This is a genomic window from Streptomyces sp. NPDC008238 (assembly GCF_042956445.1).
In the GTDB taxonomy this organism is placed as follows: domain Bacteria; phylum Actinomycetota; class Actinomycetes; order Streptomycetales; family Streptomycetaceae; genus Actinacidiphila.
This window is the reverse complement of the sequence record NZ_JBIBGK010000002.1, coordinates 569,759-594,538: the sequence shown is the minus strand read 5'-3', so window position 1 is coordinate 594,538 and position 24,780 is coordinate 569,759. Positions and strand designations below refer to the sequence as shown.

Annotated in this window: 20 protein-coding genes and 1 riboswitch; of the genes, 12 read left to right on the top strand and 8 right to left on the bottom strand. The window is 73.4% G+C overall.

The features are described 5' to 3' along the window. Positions 1–32: 32 nt before the first annotated feature. From ACFZAU_RS07585 to ACFZAU_RS07570, 4 genes are all read left to right on the top strand, one after another. Positions 33–1,421, top strand: a complete 1,389-nt coding sequence (locus ACFZAU_RS07585; protein ID WP_500551455.1) for a serine/threonine-protein kinase — start codon at positions 33–35, stop codon at positions 1,419–1,421. A 24-nt stretch (positions 1,422–1,445) separates the two neighbouring features. After that, positions 1,446–2,960 (top strand): serine/threonine-protein kinase, encoded by a 1,515-nt coding sequence (locus ACFZAU_RS07580; RefSeq protein ID WP_500551454.1) that lies wholly within the window; start codon positions 1,446–1,448, stop codon positions 2,958–2,960. 122 nt (positions 2,961–3,082) lie between these two features. Next, positions 3,083–4,684: a succinic semialdehyde dehydrogenase gene (locus ACFZAU_RS07575; RefSeq protein ID WP_500551453.1), complete on the top strand. Its 1,602-nt coding sequence runs from the start codon at positions 3,083–3,085 to the stop codon at positions 4,682–4,684. Beyond that, positions 4,684–6,468, top strand: a complete 1,785-nt coding sequence (locus ACFZAU_RS07570; protein WP_500551452.1) for a GMC family oxidoreductase N-terminal domain-containing protein — start codon at positions 4,684–4,686, stop codon at positions 6,466–6,468. Before ACFZAU_RS07575 ends, ACFZAU_RS07570 begins: the two co-directional genes overlap by 1 nt. A 523-nt stretch (positions 6,469–6,991) precedes the next feature. On the opposite strand, the gene ACFZAU_RS07565 is transcribed toward ACFZAU_RS07570, so the two are convergent. Further along, positions 6,992–7,294 carry a chorismate mutase gene (locus ACFZAU_RS07565; RefSeq protein ID WP_500551451.1) on the bottom strand — a complete coding sequence of 101 codons (303 nt, stop codon included), beginning with the start codon at positions 7,292–7,294 and terminating at the stop codon, positions 6,992–6,994. A gap of 275 nt (positions 7,295–7,569) precedes the next feature. On the opposite strand from ACFZAU_RS07565, the gene guaA reads away from it, so the two are divergent. From guaA to ACFZAU_RS07550, 3 genes are all read left to right on the top strand, one after another. Further along, on the top strand, positions 7,570–9,153 hold the full coding sequence (gene guaA, locus ACFZAU_RS07560) for a glutamine-hydrolyzing GMP synthase (protein WP_500551450.1): 1,584 nt from the start codon (positions 7,570–7,572) through the stop codon (positions 9,151–9,153). A gap of 90 nt (positions 9,154–9,243) precedes the next feature. Further along, positions 9,244–10,038 carry a class II aldolase/adducin family protein gene (locus tag ACFZAU_RS07555; RefSeq protein WP_500551449.1) on the top strand — a complete coding sequence of 265 codons (795 nt, stop codon included), beginning with the start codon at positions 9,244–9,246 and terminating at the stop codon, positions 10,036–10,038. A gap of 118 nt (positions 10,039–10,156) precedes the next feature. After that, complete coding sequence (locus tag ACFZAU_RS07550) at positions 10,157–10,675, top strand: DoxX family protein (protein WP_500551605.1); 519 nt, start codon at positions 10,157–10,159, stop codon at positions 10,673–10,675. On the opposite strand, the gene ACFZAU_RS07545 is transcribed toward ACFZAU_RS07550, so the two are convergent. Together ACFZAU_RS07545 and ACFZAU_RS07540 are read right to left on the bottom strand one after the other, a co-directional pair. After that, positions 10,613–10,876 (bottom strand): hypothetical protein, encoded by a 264-nt coding sequence (locus ACFZAU_RS07545; RefSeq protein ID WP_499606512.1) that lies wholly within the window; start codon positions 10,874–10,876, stop codon positions 10,613–10,615. The genes ACFZAU_RS07550 and ACFZAU_RS07545 overlap by 63 nt on opposite strands. Next, positions 10,873–12,126: a PspC domain-containing protein gene (locus ACFZAU_RS07540; RefSeq protein ID WP_500551448.1), complete on the bottom strand. Its 1,254-nt coding sequence runs from the start codon at positions 12,124–12,126 to the stop codon at positions 10,873–10,875. The genes ACFZAU_RS07545 and ACFZAU_RS07540 overlap by 4 nt, the downstream gene beginning before the upstream one ends. Positions 12,127–12,235: 109 nt before the next feature. Between ACFZAU_RS07540 and ACFZAU_RS07535 the strand changes: the two genes are divergently transcribed. Together ACFZAU_RS07535 and ACFZAU_RS07530 are read left to right on the top strand one after the other, a co-directional pair. After that, positions 12,236–13,537, top strand: a complete 1,302-nt coding sequence (locus ACFZAU_RS07535) for a PspC domain-containing protein (protein ID WP_500551447.1) — start codon at positions 12,236–12,238, stop codon at positions 13,535–13,537. Further along, positions 13,534–14,205: a LuxR C-terminal-related transcriptional regulator gene (locus tag ACFZAU_RS07530; protein WP_499606515.1), complete on the top strand. Its 672-nt coding sequence runs from the start codon at positions 13,534–13,536 to the stop codon at positions 14,203–14,205. Before ACFZAU_RS07535 ends, ACFZAU_RS07530 begins: the two co-directional genes overlap by 4 nt. A gap of 18 nt (positions 14,206–14,223) precedes the next feature. Here the strand turns inward: ACFZAU_RS07530 and ACFZAU_RS07525 are convergent, their stop codons facing one another. Continuing rightward, on the bottom strand, positions 14,224–15,291 hold the full coding sequence (locus ACFZAU_RS07525; protein ID WP_500551446.1) for a C40 family peptidase: 1,068 nt from the start codon (positions 15,289–15,291) through the stop codon (positions 14,224–14,226). 339 nt (positions 15,292–15,630) lie between these two features. Between ACFZAU_RS07525 and ACFZAU_RS07520 the strand changes: the two genes are divergently transcribed. Further along, positions 15,631–15,984, top strand: a complete 354-nt coding sequence (locus ACFZAU_RS07520) for a hypothetical protein (protein ID WP_499606517.1) — start codon at positions 15,631–15,633, stop codon at positions 15,982–15,984. A gap of 58 nt (positions 15,985–16,042) precedes the next feature. On the opposite strand, the gene ACFZAU_RS07515 is transcribed toward ACFZAU_RS07520, so the two are convergent. Then, positions 16,043–17,176, bottom strand: coding sequence for a C40 family peptidase (locus tag ACFZAU_RS07515; protein WP_500551445.1), 1,134 nt, complete (start codon positions 17,174–17,176; stop codon positions 16,043–16,045). A gap of 8 nt (positions 17,177–17,184) precedes the next feature. Beyond that, positions 17,185–17,342: riboswitch (cyclic di-AMP (ydaO/yuaA leader) on the bottom strand. 250 nt (positions 17,343–17,592) lie between these two features. Here ACFZAU_RS07515 and pcrA point away from each other — a divergent pair. Then, a complete protein-coding gene (gene pcrA / locus ACFZAU_RS07510) occupies positions 17,593–20,034 on the top strand; it encodes a DNA helicase PcrA (RefSeq protein WP_500551444.1) in 2,442 nt (813 codons plus the stop codon). A 49-nt stretch (positions 20,035–20,083) separates the two neighbouring features. Here the strand turns inward: pcrA and ACFZAU_RS07505 are convergent, their stop codons facing one another. Further along, positions 20,084–21,484, bottom strand: a complete 1,401-nt coding sequence (locus ACFZAU_RS07505) for a M23 family metallopeptidase (protein ID WP_500551443.1) — start codon at positions 21,482–21,484, stop codon at positions 20,084–20,086. Between the two features lie 141 nt (positions 21,485–21,625). After that, positions 21,626–22,444: an esterase/lipase family protein gene (locus ACFZAU_RS07500; RefSeq protein ID WP_499606521.1), complete on the bottom strand. Its 819-nt coding sequence runs from the start codon at positions 22,442–22,444 to the stop codon at positions 21,626–21,628. 241 nt (positions 22,445–22,685) lie between these two features. Between ACFZAU_RS07500 and icmB the strand changes: the two genes are divergently transcribed. Further along, complete coding sequence (gene icmB / locus ACFZAU_RS07495; RefSeq protein ID WP_499606522.1) at positions 22,686–23,099, top strand: coenzyme B12-dependent isobutyryl CoA mutase small subunit; 414 nt, start codon at positions 22,686–22,688, stop codon at positions 23,097–23,099. Positions 23,100–23,186: 87 nt separating this feature from the next. On the opposite strand, the gene ACFZAU_RS07490 is transcribed toward icmB, so the two are convergent. Continuing rightward, a complete protein-coding gene (locus ACFZAU_RS07490; RefSeq protein WP_500551442.1) occupies positions 23,187–24,725 on the bottom strand; it encodes a DUF5691 domain-containing protein in 1,539 nt (512 codons plus the stop codon). Positions 24,726–24,780: the final 55 nt, after the last annotated feature.

Below are 24,780 nucleotides of genomic sequence, written 5' to 3'. Positions count from 1 at the left end.
GTGGGGGCAGGGGAGTGAGCGGGAGCGGAAGCGTGCTGGCCGGACGGTACCGGCTCGGCGACGTCATCGGCCGCGGCGGCATGGGGCGGGTCTGGGAGGCCCAGGACGTCGTGCTGCGGCGCACCGTCGCCGTCAAGGAGCTGACCCTCGGCGCCCATCTCGCGGAGGACGACCGCGCCGTGCTCCTGGAGCGGATGAAGCAGGAGGCCCGGGCCGCCGCCCGGATCAACCACCCCAACGTGGTGACCGTCCACGACGTCGTGGAACAGGACGGCCGGCCCTGGATCGTCATGGAACTGGTGGACGGCCGCTCGCTGGACGAGGCGGTGCGCGAGGACGGGCCGCTGTCCCCCAGGCGGGCCGCCGCGGTGGCCGCCGCCGTGCTGGAGGCGCTGCGCGCGGCGCACGCCGCGGGCGTGCTCCACCGGGACGTGAAGCCGGCCAACGTGCTGCTCGCCCGCGACGGCCGGGTCCTGCTGACGGACTTCGGCATCGCCGTCGTCGAGGGCGACTCGGCGATCACCCGCACCGGCGAACTCGTCGGATCGGTCGACTACCTGGCGCCCGAGCGGGCCCGCGGCGGCCGTCCCGGGCCGGAGTCCGACCTGTGGTCGCTGGGCGCCACGCTCTACGCGGCGGTCGAGGGGCGCTCGCCGTTCCGCCGCACGTCGCCGATCGGCACCCTGCAGGCCGTGGTGTACGAGGACCTGCCAGAACCCCGGGCGGCCGGCCCGCTGCGCCCGGTCATCGCGGCGCTGCTCGCGAAGGAGCCCGCCGCGCGCCCGCCGGCCGGGCAGCTGGCGACCACGCTCACGGCCATCGCGGCCGGCGGCCCCCGGCGCCGCCGCCCCGGCGGGCGCCGCGCCGCGCTCGTGGCGGCCGCGGTCGCCGGGGCGCTGCTGGCGGGCACCGGAGGCGTCCTCGCGGTGGTCGAGGGGCGCGGCGACGGCACCGGCGACGCCACCGGGGTCCCGGCCGGCTACGTGCGCGTCCACGACCCGGCGGGCTTCAGCCTCGCCGTACCGCGCGGCTGGCAACGCCAACTGGACGGCGACCAGATCGACTACACGCCCGACGGCGGCGCCCACCGGCTGCGCGTCGGCGTCGGCCGCGCCGCGCCGGGCGTCAACCCGTACATGCACCTGCTCCAGCTGGAGGAGAGCGTGCAGGCGCTCCCCGACTACACCCGGGTGCGGCTGCACCAGAACACCTTCCGGGGCGGCGACGGCTGCCTGTGGGAGTTCACCTGGACCGACTCCAAGGAGCACCCGGGCCCGCGCCGTGCCGTCGACCAGGCGTACGTGACGGCCGACGGCCGCGAGTACGCCCTCTACATGGACGCGCCGGCCGGCGACTGGGCGGCCTCCGCCGCCCGGTTCCAGGTGGCCCTGCAGACCTGGCGGCCGGAACCGGCCGGGTGACCGGCGCTGAGGCATCATGGCCCCATGAGGGGCGACGGGGGGCGGCTGGTCGCCGGGCGGTACCGGATCACGGGGCGGCTCGGGCGCGGCGGCATGGGCACGGTGTGGCGGGCCGACGACGAACTGCTGGGCCGCCAAGTGGCGGTCAAGGAGCTGCACGCCGAGGGCGACGAGGACCGCGCCCTGCGGGAGGCGCGCACGGTCGCCCGGATACGCCACCCCCATGTGATCGTCCTCTTCGACGTGGTCGAGCACGACGGCTCCCCGTGGATCGTCATGGAGCTCGTCGACGGCCGCTCGCTCGCCGACGTCCTCGCCCAGGACGGCCCGCTGCCCCCGCGCGAGGCCGCCCGGATCGGGGCCGCCGTCACCGGTGCGTTGCGGGCCGCGCACGAACGCGGCGTGCTGCACCGGGACATCAAGCCCGGCAACGTCCTCGTCGAGCACGGCACCGGGCGGATCGTGCTGACCGACTTCGGCATCGCGCGGGTGACCGGAGCGACCACGCTGACCGAGGCCGGGGACTTCGTGGGCTCGCCCGAGTACACCGCCCCCGAGCGCATGTCCGGGCGGGCCGCGGGGCCCGCCTCCGACCTGTGGTCGGTGGGCGTGCTGCTGTGCGCGGCGGTCGTCGGGCGGTCCCCCTTCCGCCGGGACTCGTTGGGGGAGGTGCTGCACGCCGTCGTGTTCGAGGAGATCCGGCCGCCGGAGCGGACCGGACCGCTCCTGCCGGTCGTCGAGGCCCTGTTGCGGCGTGAGCCCGAGCGGCGGCCGACCGCGCAGGAGACGGAGGAGCTGCTCGCCGCGTACGCGGAGACCGGCGTGCCGCCCACCGCGGTCCCCGGGCCCGCGCCGGGCACGGAGACGGAGCGCCAGGACGCGCCGCTTCCCCGGCCCCGGCGCAGGCGGGGCCCGCTGGCGGCCGTGCTGGGCGTGGCGGTGCTGGCGGGGGCCGGCGTCGCGGCGGCCTCCCTGCTGCCGGACGCCGGTTCGACGGGCGGCGCCGCACCGGACCGGACCGCCGTCACGAGCGGCGCACCCGCGCGGACCTCCCCGTCCGTCGCGTCCGCTCCGGCGGACCCCGCGTCGGCCACTCCGTCGCTCCCCGCGGGCTTCCGCACCGTCGACGACCCCGCGGGCTTCTCGCTCGCCCTGCCGGACGGTTTCCGGCGCTCCCTCGAACCGCCGCGCGTCTTCTACTACTCCGCCGGCAAGGAGTTCCGCGTCGGCATCCGCACCCAGCGCCCGGACCCCCGCGGGCCCGAGGCGGTCATGCGGGCCCAGGACGCCGCCGGCCCGGCCGCCTACCAGGGTTACCGGGACGGCTTCGTCACCCCGACCACGCAGAACGGGCACCCGGCCGCGCTGTGGGAGTTCACCTGGGACGGCTTCACGCACGGCGTGCCGCGCCGCACCTTCGACCTGTGCTGGGAGGAGGGCGGCCGCCAGTACGACCTGTGGGTCTCCTCGCCGCTCCAGCAGGCCGAGCGGGGCCGCGACTACTTCGACACCGCCCGCGCCGCCTTCCGCGCCGGGTGAGCGCCCGCGCGGGGCGGGCGAGGCACGGGTCGCGGCGTTCCTGCCAGCTTTTGCTGGCGTCATTGTGAAAACCGGCTACTGACGGGTATGCACGCGGTGTCACCGCGTCGTACGCTCCCGCCATGACGGACTCTCCTACTGCCGGTAACGGCAATCCGGTCGCCCCCTCCGGCACCAGGACCGCCGCCGACGTGGTGACCCCGGACCTCGTGGCACGGCTGACGCGAGGCGTGGCCGGCAGCGGCCGGACCGTGAACCACACGCCGCTGACCGGCGAGAAACTGGCGGAGCTCCCGGAGTCGACGCCGCAGGACGTGGCGGCGGCCTACGAGAGGGCGCGGGAGGCGCAGAAGGCGTGGGCGGCGACACCGGTGCGCCGCCGCGCGGCGGTGCTGCTCCGCTTCCACGACCTGGTGCTGGCCAGGCAGTCCGAGGTGCTGGACCTGATCCAGCTGGAGACGGGCAAGGCGCGCCTGCACGCGCACGAGGAGGTGCTGGCGGTCGCCGTCGCCGCCCGGCACTACGGCGTCAAAGCGCCGTCGTACCTGAAGCCCAAGCGGCACACCGGCGCCATCCCGACCCTCACCAAGGTGCGGGAGCTGCGGCACCCGCGCGGTGTCGTCGGCCAGATCGCGCCGTGGAACTACCCCCTCGAACTCTCCGTCGGCGACGCGCTGCCCGCCTTCGTCGCGGGCAACGCCGTCGTGATGAAGCCCGACACCGAGACCGCGCTTACCGCCCTGTGGGCGCGCGAGCAGCTGATCGAGGCCGGACTGCCCGCAGACGTCTGGCAGGTCGTCATCGGCGAGGGCCCGGTCGTCGGCCCGGCGGTCGTGGAGCACGCCGACTACGTGTCCTTCACCGGTTCCACCCGCACCGGCCGGGACGTGGCGACCCGCGCCGCGGCCCGCCTGATCGGCGCCTCCCTCGAACTCGGCGGCAAGAACGCCCTGCTGGTGCTGGAGGACGCCGACCTCGACAAGGCGGCCGAGGGCGCGGTCCGCGCCTGCTTCTCCTCGGCGGGCCAGCTGTGCATCTCCATCGAGCGGCTCTTCGTCCACGCCTCCGTCGCGGACGCCTTCCTGGAGCGCTTCACCGCGCGCACCCGGGCCCTGCGGCTCGGCACCGCCCTCGCCTACGGCGCCGGGATGGGGTCGCTGGCCGGGGAGCGCCAGTTGGAGACCGTCACCCGGCACGTGGAGGAGGCCGTCGCCAAGGGCGCCACCGTCCTCACCGGCGGCCGGGCCCGGCCCGACGTCGGCCCGTACTTCTTCGAGCCGACCGTCCTGGACGGCGTCGAGCCGCCGATGGCCGTGTGCGCCGAGGAGACCTTCGGCCCGGTGGTGTCCGTGTACCGCTTCACCGACGAGGACGACGCGGTCGAGCGCGCCAACGCGACGCCGTACGGCCTCAATTCCAGCGTCTGGACCAAGGACACCCGCCGCGGCGCCCGCGTCGCCGCGCGCCTGCGCAGCGGCACCGTCAACGTCAACGAGGGCTACGCCTCCGCGTACGGCAGCGTGCAGTCCCCGATGGGCGGCATGAAGGACTCCGGGCTCGGCCGCCGGCACGGCTCCGAGGGCATCCTCAAGTACACCGAGGCGCAGACCGTGGCGACGCAGCGGCTGCTGCCGATGGCCCCGTCGCTGGGCATGGACGACTCGGCGTACGCGGCCCTCATGAGCCGCAGCCTGCGGGTGATGAAGACGCTGAGGCTGCGCTGATGGAGGGGGAGCGGATGTCCTACGACTACGACGTGATCGTGATCGGGTCCGGCTTCGGCGGGGCCGTGTCGGCGCTGCGGCTGACCGAGAAGGGCTACACGGTCGGCGTCCTGGAGGCGGGCCGCCGCTGGACGCGGGAGTCGCTGCCGAAGAACTCCTGGCACGTCAAGGACTACCTGTGGGCCCCGGCGCTCGGCCTGTACGGCATCCAGCGCATCCACCTGCTGGACAACGTGATGATCCTGGCCGGCGCGGGCGTGGGCGGCGGTTCGCTGAACTACGCCAACACCCTCTACGTCCCGCCGAAGGCCTTCTTCGAGGACCGCCAGTGGGGCCGCATCACGGACTGGCAGGAGGAACTGGCCCCCTACTACGACCAGGCCAAACGCATGCTCGGCGTGCGGCTCAACCCGACGATGACCCCCTCGGACGTCCACCTCAAGGCGACCGCCGAGCGGATGGGCGTCGGCGACTCCTTCCACATGGCCCCGGTCGGGGTGTTCTTCGGCGACGGCCGGGACGCCGCGGGCGACGCGCGGGCGGTGCCCGGCGGCGAGGTCCCCGACCCGTACTTCGGCGGCGCCGGCCCGTCCCGGCGGGCCTGCACCGAGTGCGGGGAGTGCATGACCGGCTGCCGCCACGGCGCCAAGAACACCCTCAACGAGAACTACCTCCACCTCGCCGAGCAGGCGGGCGCCGAGATCCACGCGATGACCACCGTCACCGGCCTGTCGGAGAACCCCGAGGGCGGCCACGACGTCACCGTCGTCCCCACCGAGCGCCGCCGCAAGGCGGAGCCGCGCGTGCTGCGCGCCCGCCACGTGGTCGTCGCCGCCGGCACCTACGGCACCCAGACCCTGCTGCACCGCATGCGCGACGCGGGCCGGCTGCCGGGCCTGTCCGCCCGGCTCGGCGAGCTGACCCGCACCAACTCCGAGGCGCTGGTGGGTGCGCAGACCGACAGCCGCCGCTACCGCCGGCGCACGGGCGAGCGGCGGGTGGACTTCACCCGCGGCGTGGCCATCACGTCCTCGATCCACCCCGACGAGAACACCCACATCGAGCCGGTCCGCTACGGCAAGGGCTCCAACTCGATGGGCGCCCTGTCGATCCTCCAGGTCCCGCACGGCACCCGGCTGCCGCGCGGACTGGCCTACCTGGCGCACTGCGCGCGGCACCCGGTGCTGCTGATGCGGTCGCTGTCCAACCGCCGCTGGTCCGAGCGCACCATCATCGGGCTGGTCATGCAGTCCCTGGACAACTCGCTGACGACCTACCGCAAGCCCAAGGGCCTGGGGAAGGGCCTGCTCACCGCCCGCCAGGGGCACGGCGCGCCCAACCCGTCCTTCATCCCCGAGGGCGCCGAGGCCGCCCGCCTGCTCGCCGAGGAGATCAACGGCTTCGCGGGCAGCAACGTCGGCGAGTTGATGGGCACCCCGCTCACCGCCCACTTCCTGGGCGGCTGTCCGATCGGGGAGGACGCCGAGCACGGTGTGATCGACCCGTACCACCGGCTGTTCGGGCATCCGGGGATCCACGTGGTGGACGGCGCCGCGGTCTCCGCGAACCTGGGGGTCAACCCCTCGCTCACCATCACCGCCCAGGCCGAACGCGCCATGTCGCTGTGGCCCAACAAGGGCGACGCGGACCCGCGTCCGGCCCAGGGTGAGGCCTACCGGCGCGTCGCCGCGGTCGAGCCCAAGGCGCCGGCCGTCCCGGCGGAGGCCTTCGGCGCGCTGCGGCTGCCCGTGCTCCCCGTACCGCCGGTGCCGCCCAAGGCCTGACCCCGCCGGACGCCGACGGACGCCCGGACACGAGGAGGGGCCGCGCCCGCCGGGGACGCGGCCCTCGGGCCGCTGTTCCGGCCGCCGCCGGACCGCCCGGAGAGCGCCATGTGCGGCCCGACTCACTCGATCGAGGGTCGGATACCTGCTCAAGTGCCGCGAAATGAGTAGTGTGTTCCTCGCAGAGCGGCCGGTCCCGGGCGTCCCCGGAACCGACCGCCACTTTGAGGTGTGACCGGGCTGCTGTCCCCTGCCGTCCGGTCACTGATCACCGGAGCGAGGTCCCACGGCGCGACCGCATTGCTTCCACTCGCGCGGGCGCGCCTCATCGCTCCGGTGGCACCCCGCCCAGCTGCGTCTGAGCGGTGTCCACGCGTGGTCTTCGACGTCCTTGCTTCCCTGGCCCAGGGTGACCGCGCCTGGCTGGCACGGACACCGGATTCAACGAAGGCGTCCGTAGGCGGTCACGTGCCGTACGGGTGATGCCCCCCGAACGGGTCACAGGGCCGGTGCCGCGGGGGTTTCAGACCCGGCCGCGGCACAGTTCTAGCAGGGTCATGGCGAGTGCGGTGCCGGGCCTGCCCAGCGGGTCGCTGTAGCGGCGCAGGACGTCCATCTCGCGGGAGAGGTGGACACGGCGGCCGCCGGACTCCATGCGGGCGCGCTGGATGCCGGCCGAGACCGTCATCCGTTCCCGCACCAGGGCGATGATCCGCGCGTCGAGGTCGTCGATCCGCTCGCGGGCGGCCGCGATGACGGCGGCGGGGTCGGCGGCCGGCGGAGCCGCGGGGTCGGTGGCGGGCGGTGCCGCGGGGGTGCTGCTCATGGGGTTCCTCCTGGGGCCGGGGCCCCCGGGCCGCCCGGGACGGGAAACGCCAGGCGCCCCGGGCCGTGTGGCCCGGGGCGCCTGGTGACGTCTGGATGCGTTCCTCGCTCAGACAGCACGACCATGGCAGCCGGACCAGCCGGTGCCATAGGTAAACGCGAAGTGCGTGCTGCCGAACATGGCGGACAGTGTGACTCCTCGGGCCGGGGAAGTAAAGCCGCGGGCCCCGGTAGAATCAGCAGGGACCCCACGTTCGACCCGCCGGAAGGCCCACCGTGGCATCAGCGACCCCAGCCGCCCCCGACACCGTTCTCGTCGTCGACTTCGGGGCGCAGTACGCCCAGCTCATCGCCCGCCGTGTGCGTGAGGCCCGGGTCTACAGCGAGATCGTTCCGAGCACCATGCCCGTCCAGGAGATGCTGGCCAAGCGGCCCGCGGCGATCATCCTGTCGGGCGGGCCCTCGTCCGTCTACGCCGAGCACGCCCCCCGGCTGGACCGCGCCCTCTTCGAGGCGGGCGTCCCCGTCTTCGGCATGTGCTACGGCTTCCAGTTGATGGCGATCACCCTCGGCGGCACCGTCGACAACACCGGCGCGCGCGAGTACGGCCGTACCCCGCTGCACGTCGGCAAGACCGGCTCCACGCTCTTCGAGGGCACCCCGGCCGAGCAGTCGGTGTGGATGTCGCACGGCGACACCTGCACGGCCGCCCCGGAGGGCTTCTCCGTCTCCGCCGCCACCGACCTGGTGCCGGTGGCCGCGTTCGAGAACGACGAGAAGAAGCTCTACGGCGTCCAGTACCACCCCGAGGTGCTGCACTCCGAGCACGGCCAGCAGGTGCTGGAGCACTTCCTCTACCGGGGCGCCGGCATCGCGCCGGACTGGACCACGCACAACGTGGTCGAGGAGCAGGTCGCCGCGATCCGCGCCCAGGTCGGCGACAAGCGCGCCATCTGCGGCCTGTCCGGCGGCGTGGACTCCGCGGTCGCCGCGGCCCTGGTCAACAAGGCCATCGGGGAGAAGCTGACCTGCGTCTACGTGGACCACGGCCTGATGCGCAAGGGCGAGTCCGAGCAGGTCGAGAAGGACTTCGTCGCGGCCACCGGCGTCCAGCTGAAGGTCGTCGACGCCGAGGAGCGCTTCCTGACCGCGCTCGCCGGGGTCTCCGACCCCGAGGAGAAGCGCAAGATCATCGGCCGGGAGTTCATCCGGGTCTTCGAGCAGGCCGCGAGCGAGATCGTCGCCGAGGCCGGCGCGCACGGCGAGTCGGTGGAGTTCCTGGTGCAGGGCACCCTCTACCCGGACGTGGTGGAGTCCGGCGGCGGCACCGGCACCGCCAACATCAAGTCCCACCACAACGTGGGCGGCCTCCCCGAGGACCTGCAGTTCCAGCTCGTCGAGCCGCTGCGCAAGCTCTTCAAGGACGAGGTCCGCATGGTCGGCCAGGAGCTCGGCCTGCCCGAGGAGATCGTCCAGCGCCAGCCCTTCCCGGGTCCGGGCCTGGGCATCCGCATCGTCGGCGAGGTCACCAAGGAGCGCCTGGACCTGCTGCGCGAGGCCGACGCCATCGCCCGCGAGGAGCTGACCGCCGCCGGTCTCGACCGCGACATCTGGCAGTGCCCGGTGGTCCTGCTGGCCGACGTGCGCTCGGTGGGCGTACAGGGCGACGGCCGTACCTACGGCCACCCGATCGTGCTGCGCCCGGTCTCCAGCGAGGACGCGATGACCGCGGACTGGTCGCGGCTGCCGTACGAGGTGCTGGCCCGGATCTCGACCCGGATCACCAACGAGGTGGCCGACGTCAACCGCGTCGTGCTGGACGTCACCAGCAAGCCCCCGGGCACCATCGAGTGGGAGTAGCCCGCCCGCGTGGGGCGGGCTTGGGGCGATACCGGGGAAACCTGGTATCGCCCCTGTCCATCTGCGGTACCTCGGGGTAACTTCCGCGCCATGACCGACACCGCGCCGCCGCAGCCCGTACCCCCCGACCGGCTCCATTTCGCGCTGCCGCCGACCTTCGAGGACCCCGCGGCCGAACGCCGCCACCGCAAGGAGCGGCTCGTGGTGGCGTTGCGCGCGTTCGCGGAGCTGGGGTTCGAGGACGGGGTGTCCGGGCACATCACCGTGCGCGACCCGGAGCTGGCGGACCATTTCTGGGTGAACCCCTTCGGCGTGCCGTTCCGGCACCTCACCGTGGGCGAGCTGATCCTGGCCAACCAGCACGGCGCCGTCGTCGAGGGCCGGCACCACGTCAACCAGGCGGCGTTCACCATCCACGCCCATGTGCACACCGCGCGGCCCGACGTGGCGGCCGTGGTGCACAGCCACTCGACCTACGGCCGGGCGCTGGCCGCGCTGGGGGAGCGGCTGGAACCGATCACCCAGGACGCCTGCGCCTTCTACGAGGACCACTCGCTGTTCGACGCGTACACCGGGGTCGTGGTGGACGAGGCCCAGGCGCGGCGCATCGCGGTGGTCCTGGGGACGCACAAGGCGCTGGTCCTGCGCAACCACGGACTGCTGACGGTCGGCGAGACCGTGGACGCGGCGGCGTGGTGGTTCATGACGATGGAGAGGTCCTGCCAGGTGCAGCTGAGCGCGAAGGCGGCGGGCAAGCCGGTGTGGATCGCGCACGAGGACGCGATCGCCACCCGTGAGCAGTTGGGACATGATCTGGTCGCCTGGATCAACTACCAGCCCACCTATGAGCGGATAGTCCGCGAGAATTCAGAGCTTTTTGATTGAACGACGGCCGCTTCGCCTACGTATCTCCCAGGGCGCTCCTGGAGAATCGGTCCGGGAGGGGTCCACGGCAGGTGCGTGCGAGAGGGCGGACGTCATGAGCGTGACGGGCACAACGGGCATGAACGGTATGCGGGACACGGAGCGGTACCCCAGTCAGGGTCCGTGGCGGGACACGGCACGGCGCTACGCCCTGCTGCCGCTGCGCATCTTCCTCGGCGTGACCTTCGTCTACGCCGGATTCGACAAGCTGATGTCCGACACCTTCTTCAACGACAGCGCCGCGGGCTCGCTCGTCGGCCTGCTGAACGGGATCCGCGACAGCGCCGCGATCCCGGCCATGGTCGACCTGGCCCTGAAGAACCCGCACGGGTTCGGCTACGCGATCGCCTTCGGCGAGATCGCCGTCGGCATCGGCACGCTGGTCGGCCTGCTCAGCCGGATCGCCGCCCTGGGCGGGGCGCTGATCTCGTTGAGCCTGTGGCTCACCGTCAGCTGGGCCACGCAGCCGTACTACTACGGCAACGACCTCGCCTACCTGATGGCCTGGCTACCGCTGGTCCTCGCCGGCGCCCCGCTACTGTCCGTCGACGCCATGATCGCCGGACGGCGCGGCCGGGGACGGCGCGGCCTGGCCTGACCGCCGGGCGGCCCGCCCCCGGACCATCCGGGAGGTGACCGAGCCGAGTGCCGCGAGCCCCAGACCCGCACAGGTCAGGGGCACCGCGGCCGCCGGGGACAGCGACACCTCGCCGGCCGCGTCGAGCAGGAACACCGCGGCCAGCCCCAGCAGGACCAGCCCGGTCAGCAGCGCCGAGGGCGCGAACGGATGCCTTCTCACGGGAACTGCACCACCTTCACCTGTCCGACGCCCATCTCCACGTCGAGTTCCACCGTGCCCCGCGACTTCCGGCCGTCCGCCGGGTCCAGGGTCACCTTCCGGTCGAGACCGGGCTGGACGTCGACGTCCTTCTCCTGCTCGCCCGGCAACTGCAGGTCGCCCACGCCCACCTGGACGTGCATCCGCAGCGTGACGTCCTCCGGCACCCTGACCACCAGCTGCCCCGCGCCGACCTCGGCCCGCGTCGAGACCGTGCGCCCGCCCGGCTCCAGCGCCGACAGGTCCAGCGTCGCCCGGCCGGTGCCCAGCTCGTACGAGTCCTGCACCGCGGAGAGCGTGGCGGGCGTCCAGGTGCGCTGCTTCCAGTCGGTGCCGACCGAGCGCGGCAGCGTCGTGGAGCCGACCAGCAGCGCGGCGGTCAGCAGCACCACGAAGACGGTGCCGCCGCCGAGCCGCCCCCACCAGGTGCTGACCACGAAACCCAGGCCGAAGACGGCCAGCGCGGAGCCGAGGCCGATCTGCACGCTGGTGGCCAGCGGTTCGGACGACCAGGACGCGGCCAGGCCGCCCGCCGCCGCGGCCGCCGCCAGGAAGAACACGAGCACGCCCAGCCAGGCGCCGTCGCGCCGCACCGCCCGGCGCCGGTCCCGCCACTCGCGGCGGTCGCGCTCCACGTCCGAGGGACCGTCGTCCGGTCCCCACAGGTAGCCGCCCGGCCCCGGCACCGGCGCCGCGTCCTCGACCGCCGTCTCCTTCCACCACGCCGACGTCGCGGGCTGCGGAGGCGGCTGGGTCGGGGGCGGCGCGACCGGCTGGGCGGGCGCCTCGGTCGCCTGCCGCCGGTGCACCGACCAGTAGACGGCGCCGGCGAAGGCCGCCAGCAGCCCCAGCGAGAAGGCCAGGTTCCCGCCGCTGCCCAGCATCGACAGGAAGAGCCCGCAGCCGACCAGCGAGACCAGCACCGCCGTCAGCGCCGTCCCCTCGACCCGCCCGGACAGCAGCCGGTGCGCCTCGCTCTCGGTCTCCCCCGCCGCGGGGACGAGCAGCCACGCCAGGCCGTACGCCACCAGCCCGAGACCGCCGGTGAGCGCCAGCACGCCGAGCACGATCCGGAAGACCACCGGGTCGATGTCGAAGTACCGTCCCGCGCCCTCGCAGACGCCGGCGATCACCTTCCGCTCGCGGCAGCGCGCCAGCCGCGGGCCCGGCGGCGACCCGGCCGTCTCCGTCTCCGTGTACTGCTCCGTCATGGGTCCATGGTGGCGGTCCCGGACGCGCGCCGGTATCCGGAACGACCCTGACCCGGCATGGGGGCCAACCCTGATACCCACCGTGCGCGAAACGTGTGACGATCGGGACATGCCAGCCGCCGGACCACCGACCAGCCCGCCCGACGGGGCGTCGTACTTCGCGTCGCCGGACCCGGCCGGATCGCCGGTCCGCAAGCTCTACCGCAGCTCCGAGGGCCGGATGATCGGCGGCGTCGCCCGCGGGCTGGCCGGGCACCTCGGACTGCCCGTGGCCTGGGTGCGCGTGGTCTTCGTGGTCCTGGCCACCATCCAGGGCCTCGGCATCCTGCTCTACGCGGTCTTCTGGTTCGTGGTGCCGCTCGGCGTCGGCGGGGTCGTCGAGGCCAAGGAACCGCGCGACGCGCGCTCCTGGCTCGCCGGACGCAGGCCCGACCGGGGCCAGATCGTCGCGCTGATCGCGCTCGCCATGGGCCTCGGCATCCTGCTGGACAACCTCAACCTCGGCAAGGCCAACGCCTATGTGTGGCCGCTGCTGCTGATCGGGCTCGGCGTCGCCCTGGTGTGGCGGCAGGCCGACAACGCCCGCCGGGCCCGCTGGGCCGAGCTGAGCCGGCGCAAGCGGCTGCTGCCCTTCGCGCGCGGCGCCGCCGGGGTGATCCTCGTCGGCGTGGGCGTGACCGGCTTCCTCGTCGTGCAGGGCTCGGTCAGCCACCTGGTCACCATCCTGCAGGCCGCGCTCGCCGTCCTGGTCGGGGTGGCGCTGATCGCCGGACCGTACCTGGTGCGCATGACCCAGGACCTGTCCGCCGAGCGGCTGGCCCGCATCCGCGCGCAGGAGCGGGCCGAGGTCGCCGCGCACGTCCACGACTCCGTGCTGCACACCCTGACCCTCATCCAGCGGCACGCCGAGGACCCGCGCGAGGTCGCCCGGCTGGCCCGGGCCCAGGAACGGGAGCTGCGGGCCTGGCTCTACCGGCCCGAGGGCAACGGCAAGGACGACGAACCGGCCACCCTCGCCGAGGCGGTGCGCCGCGCCGCGGCCGAGGTGGAGGACGCGCACGGCGTCCCCGTCGAGGTGGTGTGCGTCGGCGACTGCCCGCTCGACGAGCGCCTGGTGGCGCAGATGCAGGCGGCCCGCGAGGCCATGGTCAACGCCGCCAAGTACGGTGGGGACGAGCCCGTGCAGGTGTACGCGGAGGTCGAGGAGAGCAAGGTCTTCGTATCGGTCCGCGACCGCGGTCCCGGTTTCGACCTCGACGACGTACCGTCGGACAGGATGGGCGTCCGGGAGTCGATCATCGGCCGGATGCGGCGCAACGGCGGCGAGGCGCGGCTGCGCCCGGCACCGGGTGGGGGCACGGAAGTGGAGCTGGAGATGGACAGGGCCCAGGGACCAGGGAGGTCGTCATGAGCACGGAACGACGCGTGAGGGTCGTCCTCGTCGACGACCACCGGATGTTCCGCACGGGGGTGCAGGCCGAGATCGGCGAGACCGAGCGGACCGGTGTCGACGTGGTCGGCGAGGCCGCCGACGTGGACCAGGCGGTCTCGGTCATCACCGCGACGCGGCCCGGCGTCGTGCTGCTCGACGTCCATCTGCCCGGCGGCGGCGGGGTCGAGGTGCTCAAGCGCTGCGCCGGGCTCATGGGCGACGCGGAACAGCCCGTGCGCTTCCTGGCGTTGTCGGTCTCCGACGCCGCCGAGGACGTCATCGGGGTGATCCGCGGCGGCGCCCGCGGCTACGTCACCAAGACCATCACCGGCCCCGACCTGGTGAGTTCCATCTTCCGGGTCGACGACGGGGACGCCGTCTTCTCGCCCCGGCTGGCCGGCTTCGTCCTGGACGCCTTCGCCTCCACCGACGCCCCGCCGGTCGACGAGGACCTGGACCGGCTGACCCAGCGCGAGCGCGAGGTGCTGCGGCTGATCGCGCGCGGCTACGCGTACAAGGAAGTCGCCAAGCAGCTCTACATCTCGGTGAAGACCGTCGAGTCGCACGTCTCGGCGGTGCTGCGCAAGCTGCAGCTGAGCAACCGGCACGAACTCACCCGCTGGGCGACCGCCCGCCGCCTGGTCTGAGCCCTCGCGGCAAGGGCGTCACGCCGGACGCGTGGCGCCCGCGAAGGGCATCTGGTCGACCGGGGCGAGTTTGACGACGTCACCGGTGCGCGGCGCGTGGATCATCATGCCGTTGCCCACGTAGAGGCCGACGTGGCTGATCCCCGAGTAGAAGAACACCAGGTCGCCCGGCTCCAGTTGGGAGCGGGAGATCCGGGTGCCCGCGTTGATCTGGGTGTACGTCGTGCGCGGCAGCGAGACCCCGCCCGCCCGCCACGCCGCCTGCGTGAAGCCCGAGCAGTCGTACGCCGACGGTCCGGTGGCGCCCCAGACGTAGGGCAGCCCGAGGGCGCCGTACGCGAAGGAGACGGCGCGCGCGGCCCGCGCGTTGGGGGCGGCGGCAGGCGTCAGACCGGTGCGGGAGCCGGTGGCGGCACGGCCGGCACGGGCCGGGTCGGCGGAACCGTGGCCGCCGGAGGAGAGCACCTCGGCGCGCCGGCCGGCGGTCAGCCGGCCCAGCAACTGCCGCGCGGAGGCCAGACGCTGCTCCACGGTGCGCTTGTGGCGGGCGAGTTCGGCGCGGGTGCCGCGCAGCTCCTCCAGCTCGGCGCCCGCTTCGGCGCGCAACTGCTCGATGTCCCGCCGCTGGGCCGACAGGGCGCGCAGCGCGGCGTTCTGGCGGCTGCTCATCCGGTCCAGCATCCCGGCGCGCTCCAGGTAGTCGCCGGGGGAGGAGGCGAGGGCCAGCTGGACGGCGGGGTCGATGCCGCCGCTGCGGTACTGGGCGGTGGCGAGGGAGCCGAGGCCGTCGCGGGTGCTGTTGAGGCGCTCGGTCCTGCGGGCGAGCTCGTCCTGGAGGCGCTCGATCCGCCCGGTGGCCGTGTCCGCCTTCTCCTTGGCGCCGTTGTACCGCTCGGTGGCCTGCTCGGCCTCCTCGTACAGCCGGTCCACCCTGGCCCTGGCCTCGTCCGTGGTCAGCCGGGGCTCCGCGTGCCCGGCCTCGCCGAACACCGTCACGGAGGCGGCGCCCGCCAGGGCGAGGCCGACGGCGGTGCGCGCTGCCGTGCCTGCGGGACCGCGGTCCCTGGGCCTTCTGTGCGACGCCACGCGCCGTCACTCCTTCCGGGCTGTCCGTACCTCCCCCCGGCGGTCCGGCGGCGGGCGGACGGGGACCGTCCACCGCCGGACCTTCGGCGGGGGCGGCCGTGCCGGGGACGGGGTCCGCGCGGCAGTGGGGATCGGCCACCTGGGGCAGGACGCTAAACCTGGACGCCGCGAGGGGGCTCCGGAGTGTGCGGGACTGGTCCGATTCGGCCGCGGACTGCCCGCGGATGATCGCTGTTCGACGGGTGACCTGGTCACTTCCGGTCCGTCCCTGACCGATGTGACGGAGGAGCGGGACCTCGGTGCCGGGCGCTGGTATGGGCCTGGCTAGGGTCCTGAGCCATGGACGTACTCATCAACCTGATCGTCGGCCTGCACATCATCGGCATCGCCGCCCTCCTGGGCGGCTTCCTCACCCAGATGAAGGCCATGGGCCGCGGCGAGGCCCGTTTCGTGCCGGGCATGCTGCACGGCGCGCTGACCATGCTGGTCACGGGCGTGCTGCTGGTCGGCCTCAACCAGGCCGACGACCAGCCGGTGAACAACATCAAGATCGGCGTGAAGCTCGCGGTCCTGGTGGTGGTCCTCGGCCTGGTCTACGTCAAGCGGGACGAGGAGAAGGTGCCGGCGGCGGCCTTCGGCACCGTGGGTGCGCTGACCACCGCCAACATCTTCATCGCGGTGCTGTGGACCTGAGCCCGGCCGGCGGCGGCCGGGCGGGGGCCCGGGCTCGGCCGCGGGTTCAGGCTCGGACTCAGGCCATCCGGGCGTAGCCGTAGATCGGCATCTCCGTGATCGGGGCGATCTTCACCACGCTCCCGGTGTGGGGGGCGTGGATCATGTTGCCGCCGCCGATGTACAGGCCGACGTGCGTGATGTCGGAGTAGAAGAAGACCAGGTCGCCGGGTTGCAGCTGGTCCGCGCTCACCCGGGTCCCGAAGTCGACCTGGTCGTAGGTCACGCGGGGGATCGAGACGCCCGCGGCGCCCCAGGCGGCCTGGGTCAGGCCCGAGCAGTCGTAGGAGTTCGGGCCGGTGGCGCCGTACACGTACGGCTTGCCCAGCTGGGCCCGCGCGAACTCGATCGCCTTGGCCGCCTTGGCGGCGTAGGTGCCGGACGGGGCGGTGGAGCCGGTGGATCCCGTGGACGAGCCCGACTCCTTGGCGGCCGCCTCCTGCGCGGCCTTCTCCTTGGCGGCGATCTCCGCGGCCTTCGCGGCGGCCTCCTCCCGGCGCTTCTTCTCCAGCGCCGCCAGCCGCGCCTTCTCCTGCGCGGTGAGGCTGTTGAGCAACTTCTGCGCCGCGGCGAGCTTCTGTTTGACCGAGGTCTTCTCCGCGTTCAGCCGCTGCTGGGCCTCGGTCAGCTTCTGCAGGCTCTCGACGGCCTCGGAGCGCTTGGCCGTCGTCTCGGCCTGCTCGGAGCGGAAGGTCTCCAGCGCGTGCTCCTGGCGGTCGGACAGGCGGTCCATCAGGTGCGCCTGGTCCAGGAACTGCTGCGGGTCGGAGGTGAGGAGGAAGGTCGTCGTCCCGTCCAGGCCGCCGCCGCGGTACTGCGCCGCGGCGTACTCGCCGATGGTGCGGCGGGCGGCGTTGAGCGTCTCGGTCCTGCGGGCCACCTGGTCCAGCAGCGCGTCGGCGCGCGTGCGCTGTCGCTCGGTCTGCTCCTTGGCGCCGTTGTAGCGCTCGGTGGCGGCCTCGGCCTGGTGGTAGAGCTTGTCGACCTGGGCCTTGACCTCGGTGATGGAGGGCTTGTCGGGTGAGGCGGGCGCCGCGCTCGCGCTCTCGCCGAAGAGGGTGACGGTCGCCAGTGCGGCGGTCGTGAGTCCCACCGCGGCCCGGGGGCCGGGGACGGTCAGCGCGCGCGGGCGCGGCTTGCGGTGCGTCGCCAAGTCAGGCGGCTCCTTCCGTGGACCGCCTACCGGGTTAGCTGTCGGGTTCGGGCTTCGGAAGGCCGCCCTACGGTGCGTACGGGCGCGCTGCGCTCGTACGGACCGATTCACCCCAAGGTCGTGGGTCCCCGGCTCCGGCGGTCGCCGGACTCAGCGGAGGCGGCCCGTGACGGCACGGTCGCCGCCGCGTGGAGCGGACCGCCTGATCCGGCACGGTAGTCAACTGCGGGGGTCCGTGGGAACCCTGGTGTTCGAATTGTCCGCAATCATTTCGTGACCTTCGTCATTCGGGGCCGCGAAAGGCTGTGACGCGTTCGCCCGGGACGGGCACCGGGCGACTTCCGGACGCCCCGGAGGGGGCGGGCTCGGGCAAGCGGCACAACGCTGTCCGTCCCACGGCCTAGACTCGGGAGGCGATGAGCAGCCTCTTTGACGACAGCTTCCTGGCCGGCCTCGAACCGAGGGAGGAGGAGCCCCCGCCGCCTCCCGAGGAGGAGCCCGGCACGGTCCCCGACGACCTCTTCGAGGGGCGCTTCGACGCGCCCGTCGACCGGGACGCGTACTACCGGGACGGCGCCCACCGCCCCGTCGTCGACCCGGCCGCGCTGCTCGACGGGCTCAACGAGCAGCAGCGCGCCGCCGTCGAGCACACCGGCTCCCCGCTGCTCATCGTCGCGGGCGCCGGCTCCGGCAAGACCCGGGTGCTCACCCACCGCATCGCGTACCTGCTGGGCGCCCGCAAGGTCCACCCCGGCCAGATCCTGGCGATCACCTTCACCAACAAGGCCGCCGGCGAGATGAAGGAGCGCGTCGAGCAGCTGGTCGGCCCGCGCGCCAACGTGATGTGGGTCTCCACCTTCCACAGCGCGTGCGTCCGCATCCTGCGCCGGGAGTCAAAGAGGCTCGGCTTCACCTCCAGCTTCTCGATCTACGACGCGGCCGACTCCAAGCGCCTGATGGCCCTGGTCTGCCGCGACCTGGACCTGGACCCCAAGCAGTTCCCGCCGAAGTCGTTCAGCGCCAAGGTCTCCAACCTCAAGAACGAGCTCATCGACGAGGAGACCTTCGCCGACCAGGCCGAGAACCCCTTCGAGAAGAAGCTCGCCGAGGCCTACGCGATGTACCAGTCGCGGCTGCGCGAGGCCAACGCGCTCGACTTCGACGACATCATCATGACCACGGTCAACCTGCTCCAGGCATTCCCGGACGTCGCCGAGCACTACCGGCGCCGCTTCCGGCACGTGCTGGTCGACGAGTACCAGGACACCAACCACGCCCAGTACACCCTGGTGCGCGAACTGGTGGGCACGGCGAGCGGAGACGCGCAGGAGGACGGCGAAGGGCCGGCCGAGCTGTGCGTGGTCGGCGACGCCGACCAGAGCATCTACGCCTTCCGCGGCGCCACGATCCGCAACATCCTCCAGTTCGAGGAGGACTACCCGCAGGCCCGCACCATCCTGCTGGAGCAGAACTACCGCTCCACCCAGAACATCCTGACCGCCGCCAACGCCGTCATCGAGCGCAACGCCTCCCGCCGTCCGAAGAACCTGTGGACGGAGGCCGGGCAGGGCCCGGTCATCACCGGCTACGTCGCCGACCAGGAGCACGACGAGGCGCAGTTCATCGCCGACGAGATCGACCGGCTCACCGACGCCGGAGACGCCCGCCCCGGCGAGGTCGCGGTCTTCTACCGGACCAACGCGCAGTCCCGTGTCTTCGAAGAGGTCTTCATCCGCGTCGGCCTGCCCTACAAGGTCGTCGGCGGGGTCCGCTTCTACGAGCGCAAGGAGGTCCGGGACGTCCTGGCCTACCTGCGCGTGCTCGCCAACCCCGAGGACACCGTCCCGCTGCGCCGCATCCTGAACGTGCCCAAGCGCGGCATCGGGGAACGCGCCGAGGCGATGGTCGACGCCCTCGCCTCACGCGAACGGATCACCTTCCCCGCGGCGCTGCGCCGGGTGGACGAGGCCTTCGGCATGGCCGCCCGCTCGGTCAACGCCGTCAAGCGCTTCAACGAGCTGCTGGAGGAGCTGCGCACCGTCGTGGACTCCGGCGCCGGCCCCGCCACCGTCCTGGAGGCCGTGCTGGAGCGCACGGGCTACCTGTCCGAACTCCAGGCCTCCACCGACCCCCAGGACGAGACCCGCGTCGAGAACCTCCAGGAACTCGCGGCGGTGGCCCTGGAGTTCGAGCAGGAGCGCACCGAGGAGGAGCCCGGCACGCTCGCCGAGTTCCTGGAGCGGGTCGCCCTGGTCGCCGACTCCGACCAGATCCCGGACGACGACGAGGGCGGCGGCGTCATAACGCTGATGACCCTGCACACCGCCAAGGGCCTGGAGTTCCCGGTGGTCTTCCTGACCGGCATGGAGGACGGGGTCTTCCCGCACATGCGCGCGCTCGGCCAGACCAAGGAGCTGGAGGAGGAGCGGCGGCTCGCCTACGTCGGCATCACGCGGGCGCGGCAGCGGCTGTACGTGACGCGGTCCACCATGCGCAGCGCCTGGGGCCAGCCCTCGTACAACCCGCCCTCGCGCTTCCTGGAGGAGATCCCGGAACCGCTCATCGAGTGGAAGCGCACGGGCGCCTCCTCGGCGCCCTCCGCCTCGGTGTCGGCGGCGGCCTCGATGCTGTCGCGTTCCCCGTCGAAGATCGGCCCCTCCGGGTTCGCGACGCGGCGCACCCAGGACCGCCCGGTCATCTCGCTGGCGGTCGGGGACCGGGTCACGCACGACACGTTCGGGCTGGGGACGGTCGTCGCGGTCGACGGCAGCGGGGAGAAGGCGAAGGCCACCATCGACTTCGGCGACGAGCGGCCCAAGGTGCTGCTGCTACGCTACGCGCCGGTGGAGAAGCTCTGAGCGGACTATCGGGGTCCCGGTCCCGCCGTGGTGGGGCCGGGGCCGGGGCTCAGCGCGGGTCGATGCCGTGCTTCAGCATCCACTGCAGCGGGTCGATGGCCGCGCCGCCTGCCGGACGCACCTCGAAGTGCAGGTGCGGGCCCGTGGAGTTGCCCGAGTTGCCGGAGTAGGCGATGACGTCGCCGGCCTTGACCGAACCCGATCGGATCTTGGTGCTGCTCAGGTGGCAGTACCAGGTCTCGGTGCCGTCGGGGGCGGTCACTATCGCCATGTTGCCGTAGGCGCTGTTCCACTGGGTGCGCACGACGCCGTCGGTCGCGGCCATCACCGGTGTGCCGTAGTTCACCGGGAAGTCGATGCCGGTGTGGACCGACATCCAGTTCACGCCCGCCTGGCCGAAGTAGGCGCTCAGCCCGTGCTGCTTGACCGGGAGCAGGAACTTGGGGCGCAGCTGCTCCTTGAGGGCCGCCTCCGCGGCCTTCTTCGCGCGCTCCTGCGCCTGGCGCTCCTTGAGGTCGATGCGCTCCTGGTTGCGGCTGGCGCGGTCGGTGAAGTCGTCGACGTCCCGGTTGACCCCGGCGAGCTGCTGGTCGAGCTTGCTGGTCGGGACGTCGGCCGCCGCCTCCGGGGCGCCGTCGGCCTGGGTGCGGCTGGTGTCGGGGTCGTCGGTGTTGACGGTGACGGCGGCCGCGCAGGCGACGCCCATCACCGCGACGGAAGGGACGGCGACCGTGAGCAGGGCCGAGCGCCGGGCCTGCCGGCGCCTGCGGCTCCCGCCGCCGCTTCCCCCGCGCGGGCGCGGCAGTGCGGCCACGGGGGCGCTCTCCTCGGAGTCGTGCTCCGGTTCCGCCTCCGGCTCGGTGTCGTCCTCGGTGTCGTCGTAGGCCTCGGGCTCGTAGCCGCCGGCCTCGTGGGGCTCGGCGTCGTAGGACTCCGGCTCGTAGTGCTCGGCCCGGTAGGGCTCGGCCTCGTAGGAGGCGGCCGCGTAGTGCTCCGGGGTGTGGGCCTCGGCCCCGTACCGCTCCGGATGCTGCTCGTAGGCGGCGGCCTCGGGAGCGGGAGCGTGCGCGTGCGCGGCCTCGGGCTCCTCGTAGGCGGCGTGGACGGCCGTGTGCTCGTAACCCGTGTAGTCGTACGCCGCCGTCGCCTGCGTCTGCGAGGGGTCCAGGTACCAGGTGCCGGTGGCCGCGCCCGTGTGGTCGGCGTAACCCGGGGTGCCGGTGGTCTGCCCGGAGGGCCAGTAGCCGGTCGCGGTGCTGTCGGCGGTGGCGTCGTAGGGCGCGGTGGCGTAGGACCCCGTGTCGTAGGCGGGGTAACCCTGGCAGGAGCCGAAGAGGGGATCGTCATCCGTGTGGGCGGCACCCATGGGCGCGTAGGAGGCGTCGGAAAGCCCCTCGTACCCATAGCCGCTGTACTCGGGGGCGTACCCCGCCGGATGACGGTCGTTCACCGCTTCTCTTTCGCCTCGGCAGCAGGAGAATTAGCGGCGACTGTATCCCCCTGCGGGCGACGCCCACAATCTTCGGCGGGATCTCGGTATCCCCGATGCCTTGTGTTCGACGGCCTTTCGATGCTTATGGGGGCAAGGCCGTCACGCGGCGTCCACGGCCCCCGACGCCAGCTCCTCGCCGAGCAGTGCCTGCCGGATGCCGGCGGCGATGGCCGCGTGGACCGGCATCGTCAGATGGCCGACCCCCGCGACGTGGACGTTGCGCGCGATGAGGTCCGGGTGGTCCAGGCGGGCGGCCTCGACCGGGCTCATCAGCTCGTCCAGATCGCTCCAGAACGCCACAAAACGGGTGCGGCAGCCGGTCGCGGGCTTGGCGAGCTCCTCGATGAGGTCGGAGTTCGGCCGCATCTGGCGGACGATCGGGTGCGGGTTCAGCAGCGGCGCGGCCCGGGTCCCGGCGTGCGGGGTGCCGAGGGTGACCACGGTGCGCACCCGCGTGTCGCCGCCCAGGCGCTGGGCGTAGTAGCGGGCGATGAGCCCGCCGAGGCTGTGGCCCACGATGTCCACCCGGTGGTGCCCGGTCTGCTCGCAGATCTGTTCGACGTGGCGTCCGAGGAGAGCCGCCGCCGTACGGATGTCGCAGGTCAGCGGCGAGTAGTTGAGCGCCTGCACATGCGGCCAGCCGTGCCGCCGCAGCGACCGGCGGAGCATCGCGAACACCGAACGGTTGTCCACGAAGCCGTGCAGCAGGAGCACCGGGGGATGGCTCCGTCCCGCGGTGGGGAGACGGGGCGGCTCCTCGGAGTCACCGACCGCCGGCTGCGGCCCGCGTTCCTGGAAGATTCCGGTCGGGTAGAGGAAGACATGACCGGTCAGGATGGCGATCTCGATCGCCGCGGCTCGTACGTAGGCCGCCTGGCGCACCAAGCGGTCTCCGACACCGAAAGACAGGACGCCCATGGCCTACCTCCCGTGGGCACACGGAGACGGCCCTGTCCCCCGTGCGCCGAGAACGCGACGGCCCGCGTCGCCTGCTGAACGGAGGACGACCACGGGCCGAACGCGTTTCTAACGTGAACGTGTCCCATGTGTGATTTCCCCCTCGGGGCCCTTCGTGAAACTGTCCGCACGGGGGATGCTGGCGATAACGTTCGTTCACACATGTGCCCGCTGAGCGCAGCAATCGTGTATGGAGGCAGCGATGGGAGTGTCCGGACCGATCCGTGTGGTGGTCGCCAAGCCGGGCCTGGACGGTCACGACCGCGGGGCGAAGGTCATCGCGCGGGCGCTGCGGGACGCCGGCATGGAGGTCATCTACACCGGTCTCCACCAGACGCCCGAACAGATCGTGGACACCGCGATCCAGGAGGACGCCGACGCCATCGGCCTGTCCATCCTCTCCGGTGCCCACATGACGCTCTTCGCCAAGGTGATCGAGTTGCTCCGCGAGCGTGAGGCGGAGGACATCAAGGTCTTCGGCGGCGGGATCATCCCGGAGGACGACATCGCCCCGCTGAGGGAGCTCGGCGTGGCGGCGATCTTCACCCCGGGCACCTCGACCGGTGACGTCGTCACCTGGGTGAACGACAACATCCGCCATCCGGCCGAGGCCTGACGGTCGCCGCGGGGGTGCGGGCCGCGTCCCGCACCCCGCCGGCCGGTCCCCGGCCGCCCCCCGTCGGCTGATGCCCGGCCGCCCCCCTCAGGCCAGCTCCGCGAGCATCGCGGCCCGCAGCCGCAGGGTGCCGACCAGCCGCTGGAAGGCCTCCGCCCAGTACGCCCCGGCGCCCGGTGAGGTGTCGGCGGACTCCGCGGGAACGGCGGCCAGTGGGGCCGCCCGGTCGGCCTCCGCCGGGTCCATGCAGCGCTCGGCCAGGCCCATCACCCCGCTGAAGCTCCACGGGTAGCTGCCCGCGTCGCGGGCGATGTCCAAGGCGTCCACCACCGCCGCCCCCAGGGTCCCGGCCCACGGCACGGCGCAGACCGCGAGCATCTGGAACGCCTCCGACAGGCCGTGCGCCTCGATGAAGCGGGCCACCCACTCGGCCCGCTCCGGGGCGGGGAGGATCGACAGCAGCTTCGCCGGGTCCCCGACCGGGCTGACCGCCGCCGCGGGGGCCGGGGTGGGGCCCAGCAGGGCACGGGCCCAGGCCGCGTCCCCCTGGCGCACCGCCGCCCGGCACCACGCGGCGTGCAGATCCGGCTGCCAGTCGTCGGCGACCGGCAGCGCGATGACCTCCTGCGGTGTCCGGCCGCCGAAGCGATCCCGCCACGTGGCGAGCGGCGCCGCGTCCACCACCTGGCCGAACCACCACGCCCGCTCCGCGCGGCCGGCCGGGGGTATCGCCACCACGCCGTCGCGCTCCATGGCCGCGTCGCATTCGTACGGCGCCTCCACGCCGATCCGGCCGGCCGCCGGATCCCAGGCGACGCAGGTCCTGGCCCGTACGGCCATCCGGGCGGCGAGGGCGGAGCCGGGCAGGGCCGACAGCAGCTCGGCGGCGGTGGCCCGCACATTGCGGCTGCGGTCGGTGAGGGACTGCTCCAGGAAGGGCTCGTCCTGCGGCGACAGGCCCTCGCGGAGCGAGTCCAGGAACATCAGCCGGTCCTCGGCGCGCTCGGCGGCCCATCCCGAGCGCAGCAGCTCCAGCGCGCGGCCCGGGTCGCGGGCCCGCAGCCGGGCCAGCAACGCCACCCGTTCGGCGAACAGGCCCTCCTCCCAGAGCGTGCGCACGGCCTCCGGGTCGGCGGTGTCGGGCACGACGCCGGGCGCCCCGGCGCGCAGCGCGAACCGCCAGTCCGCGTTCAGCTCCGCCAGCCACAGTCCGCGCGGTCCCGCCAGGGCCAGGGCGTCCGGCCGCAGGTCGGTGCGCGCGCGGGCGGCGTCCAGCAGCGCGGGCAGCAGCTCCGGCGGGGCCGCCCAGCCGCGGGCGTTGGCCTCGCCGAGCCACTGGGGCAGCAGCTCGGCGAGGTTGGGGGCGGCGCCGCGCCGGCCGCCCCCGCCGCCGACCGAGCGGTCCGCCAGGGCCAGGGACAGCCTCCGTCGGGCCGCCTCGGGCAGCGGCGGCCGCGGGTCGTGGGGCGCCGCGGCCGGCCGCACCCCCGCCGTGGCGGGCCGCGCGCCGGCGCGGCGCCGCAGGACGGCGAGCGCGGCGGAGTCCAGCAGCTCCCCGGGCGTGCCGCCCCTGCGGTCGGTGCCGAGGAGCGCGGTGCCGACCAGGTCGGTCCAGGTTGTCGTCATCGGTCCTCCTTCGTCGTGGTGTGCACGTGCGCGGGCGGGGGGGCTTCCGGGTGGG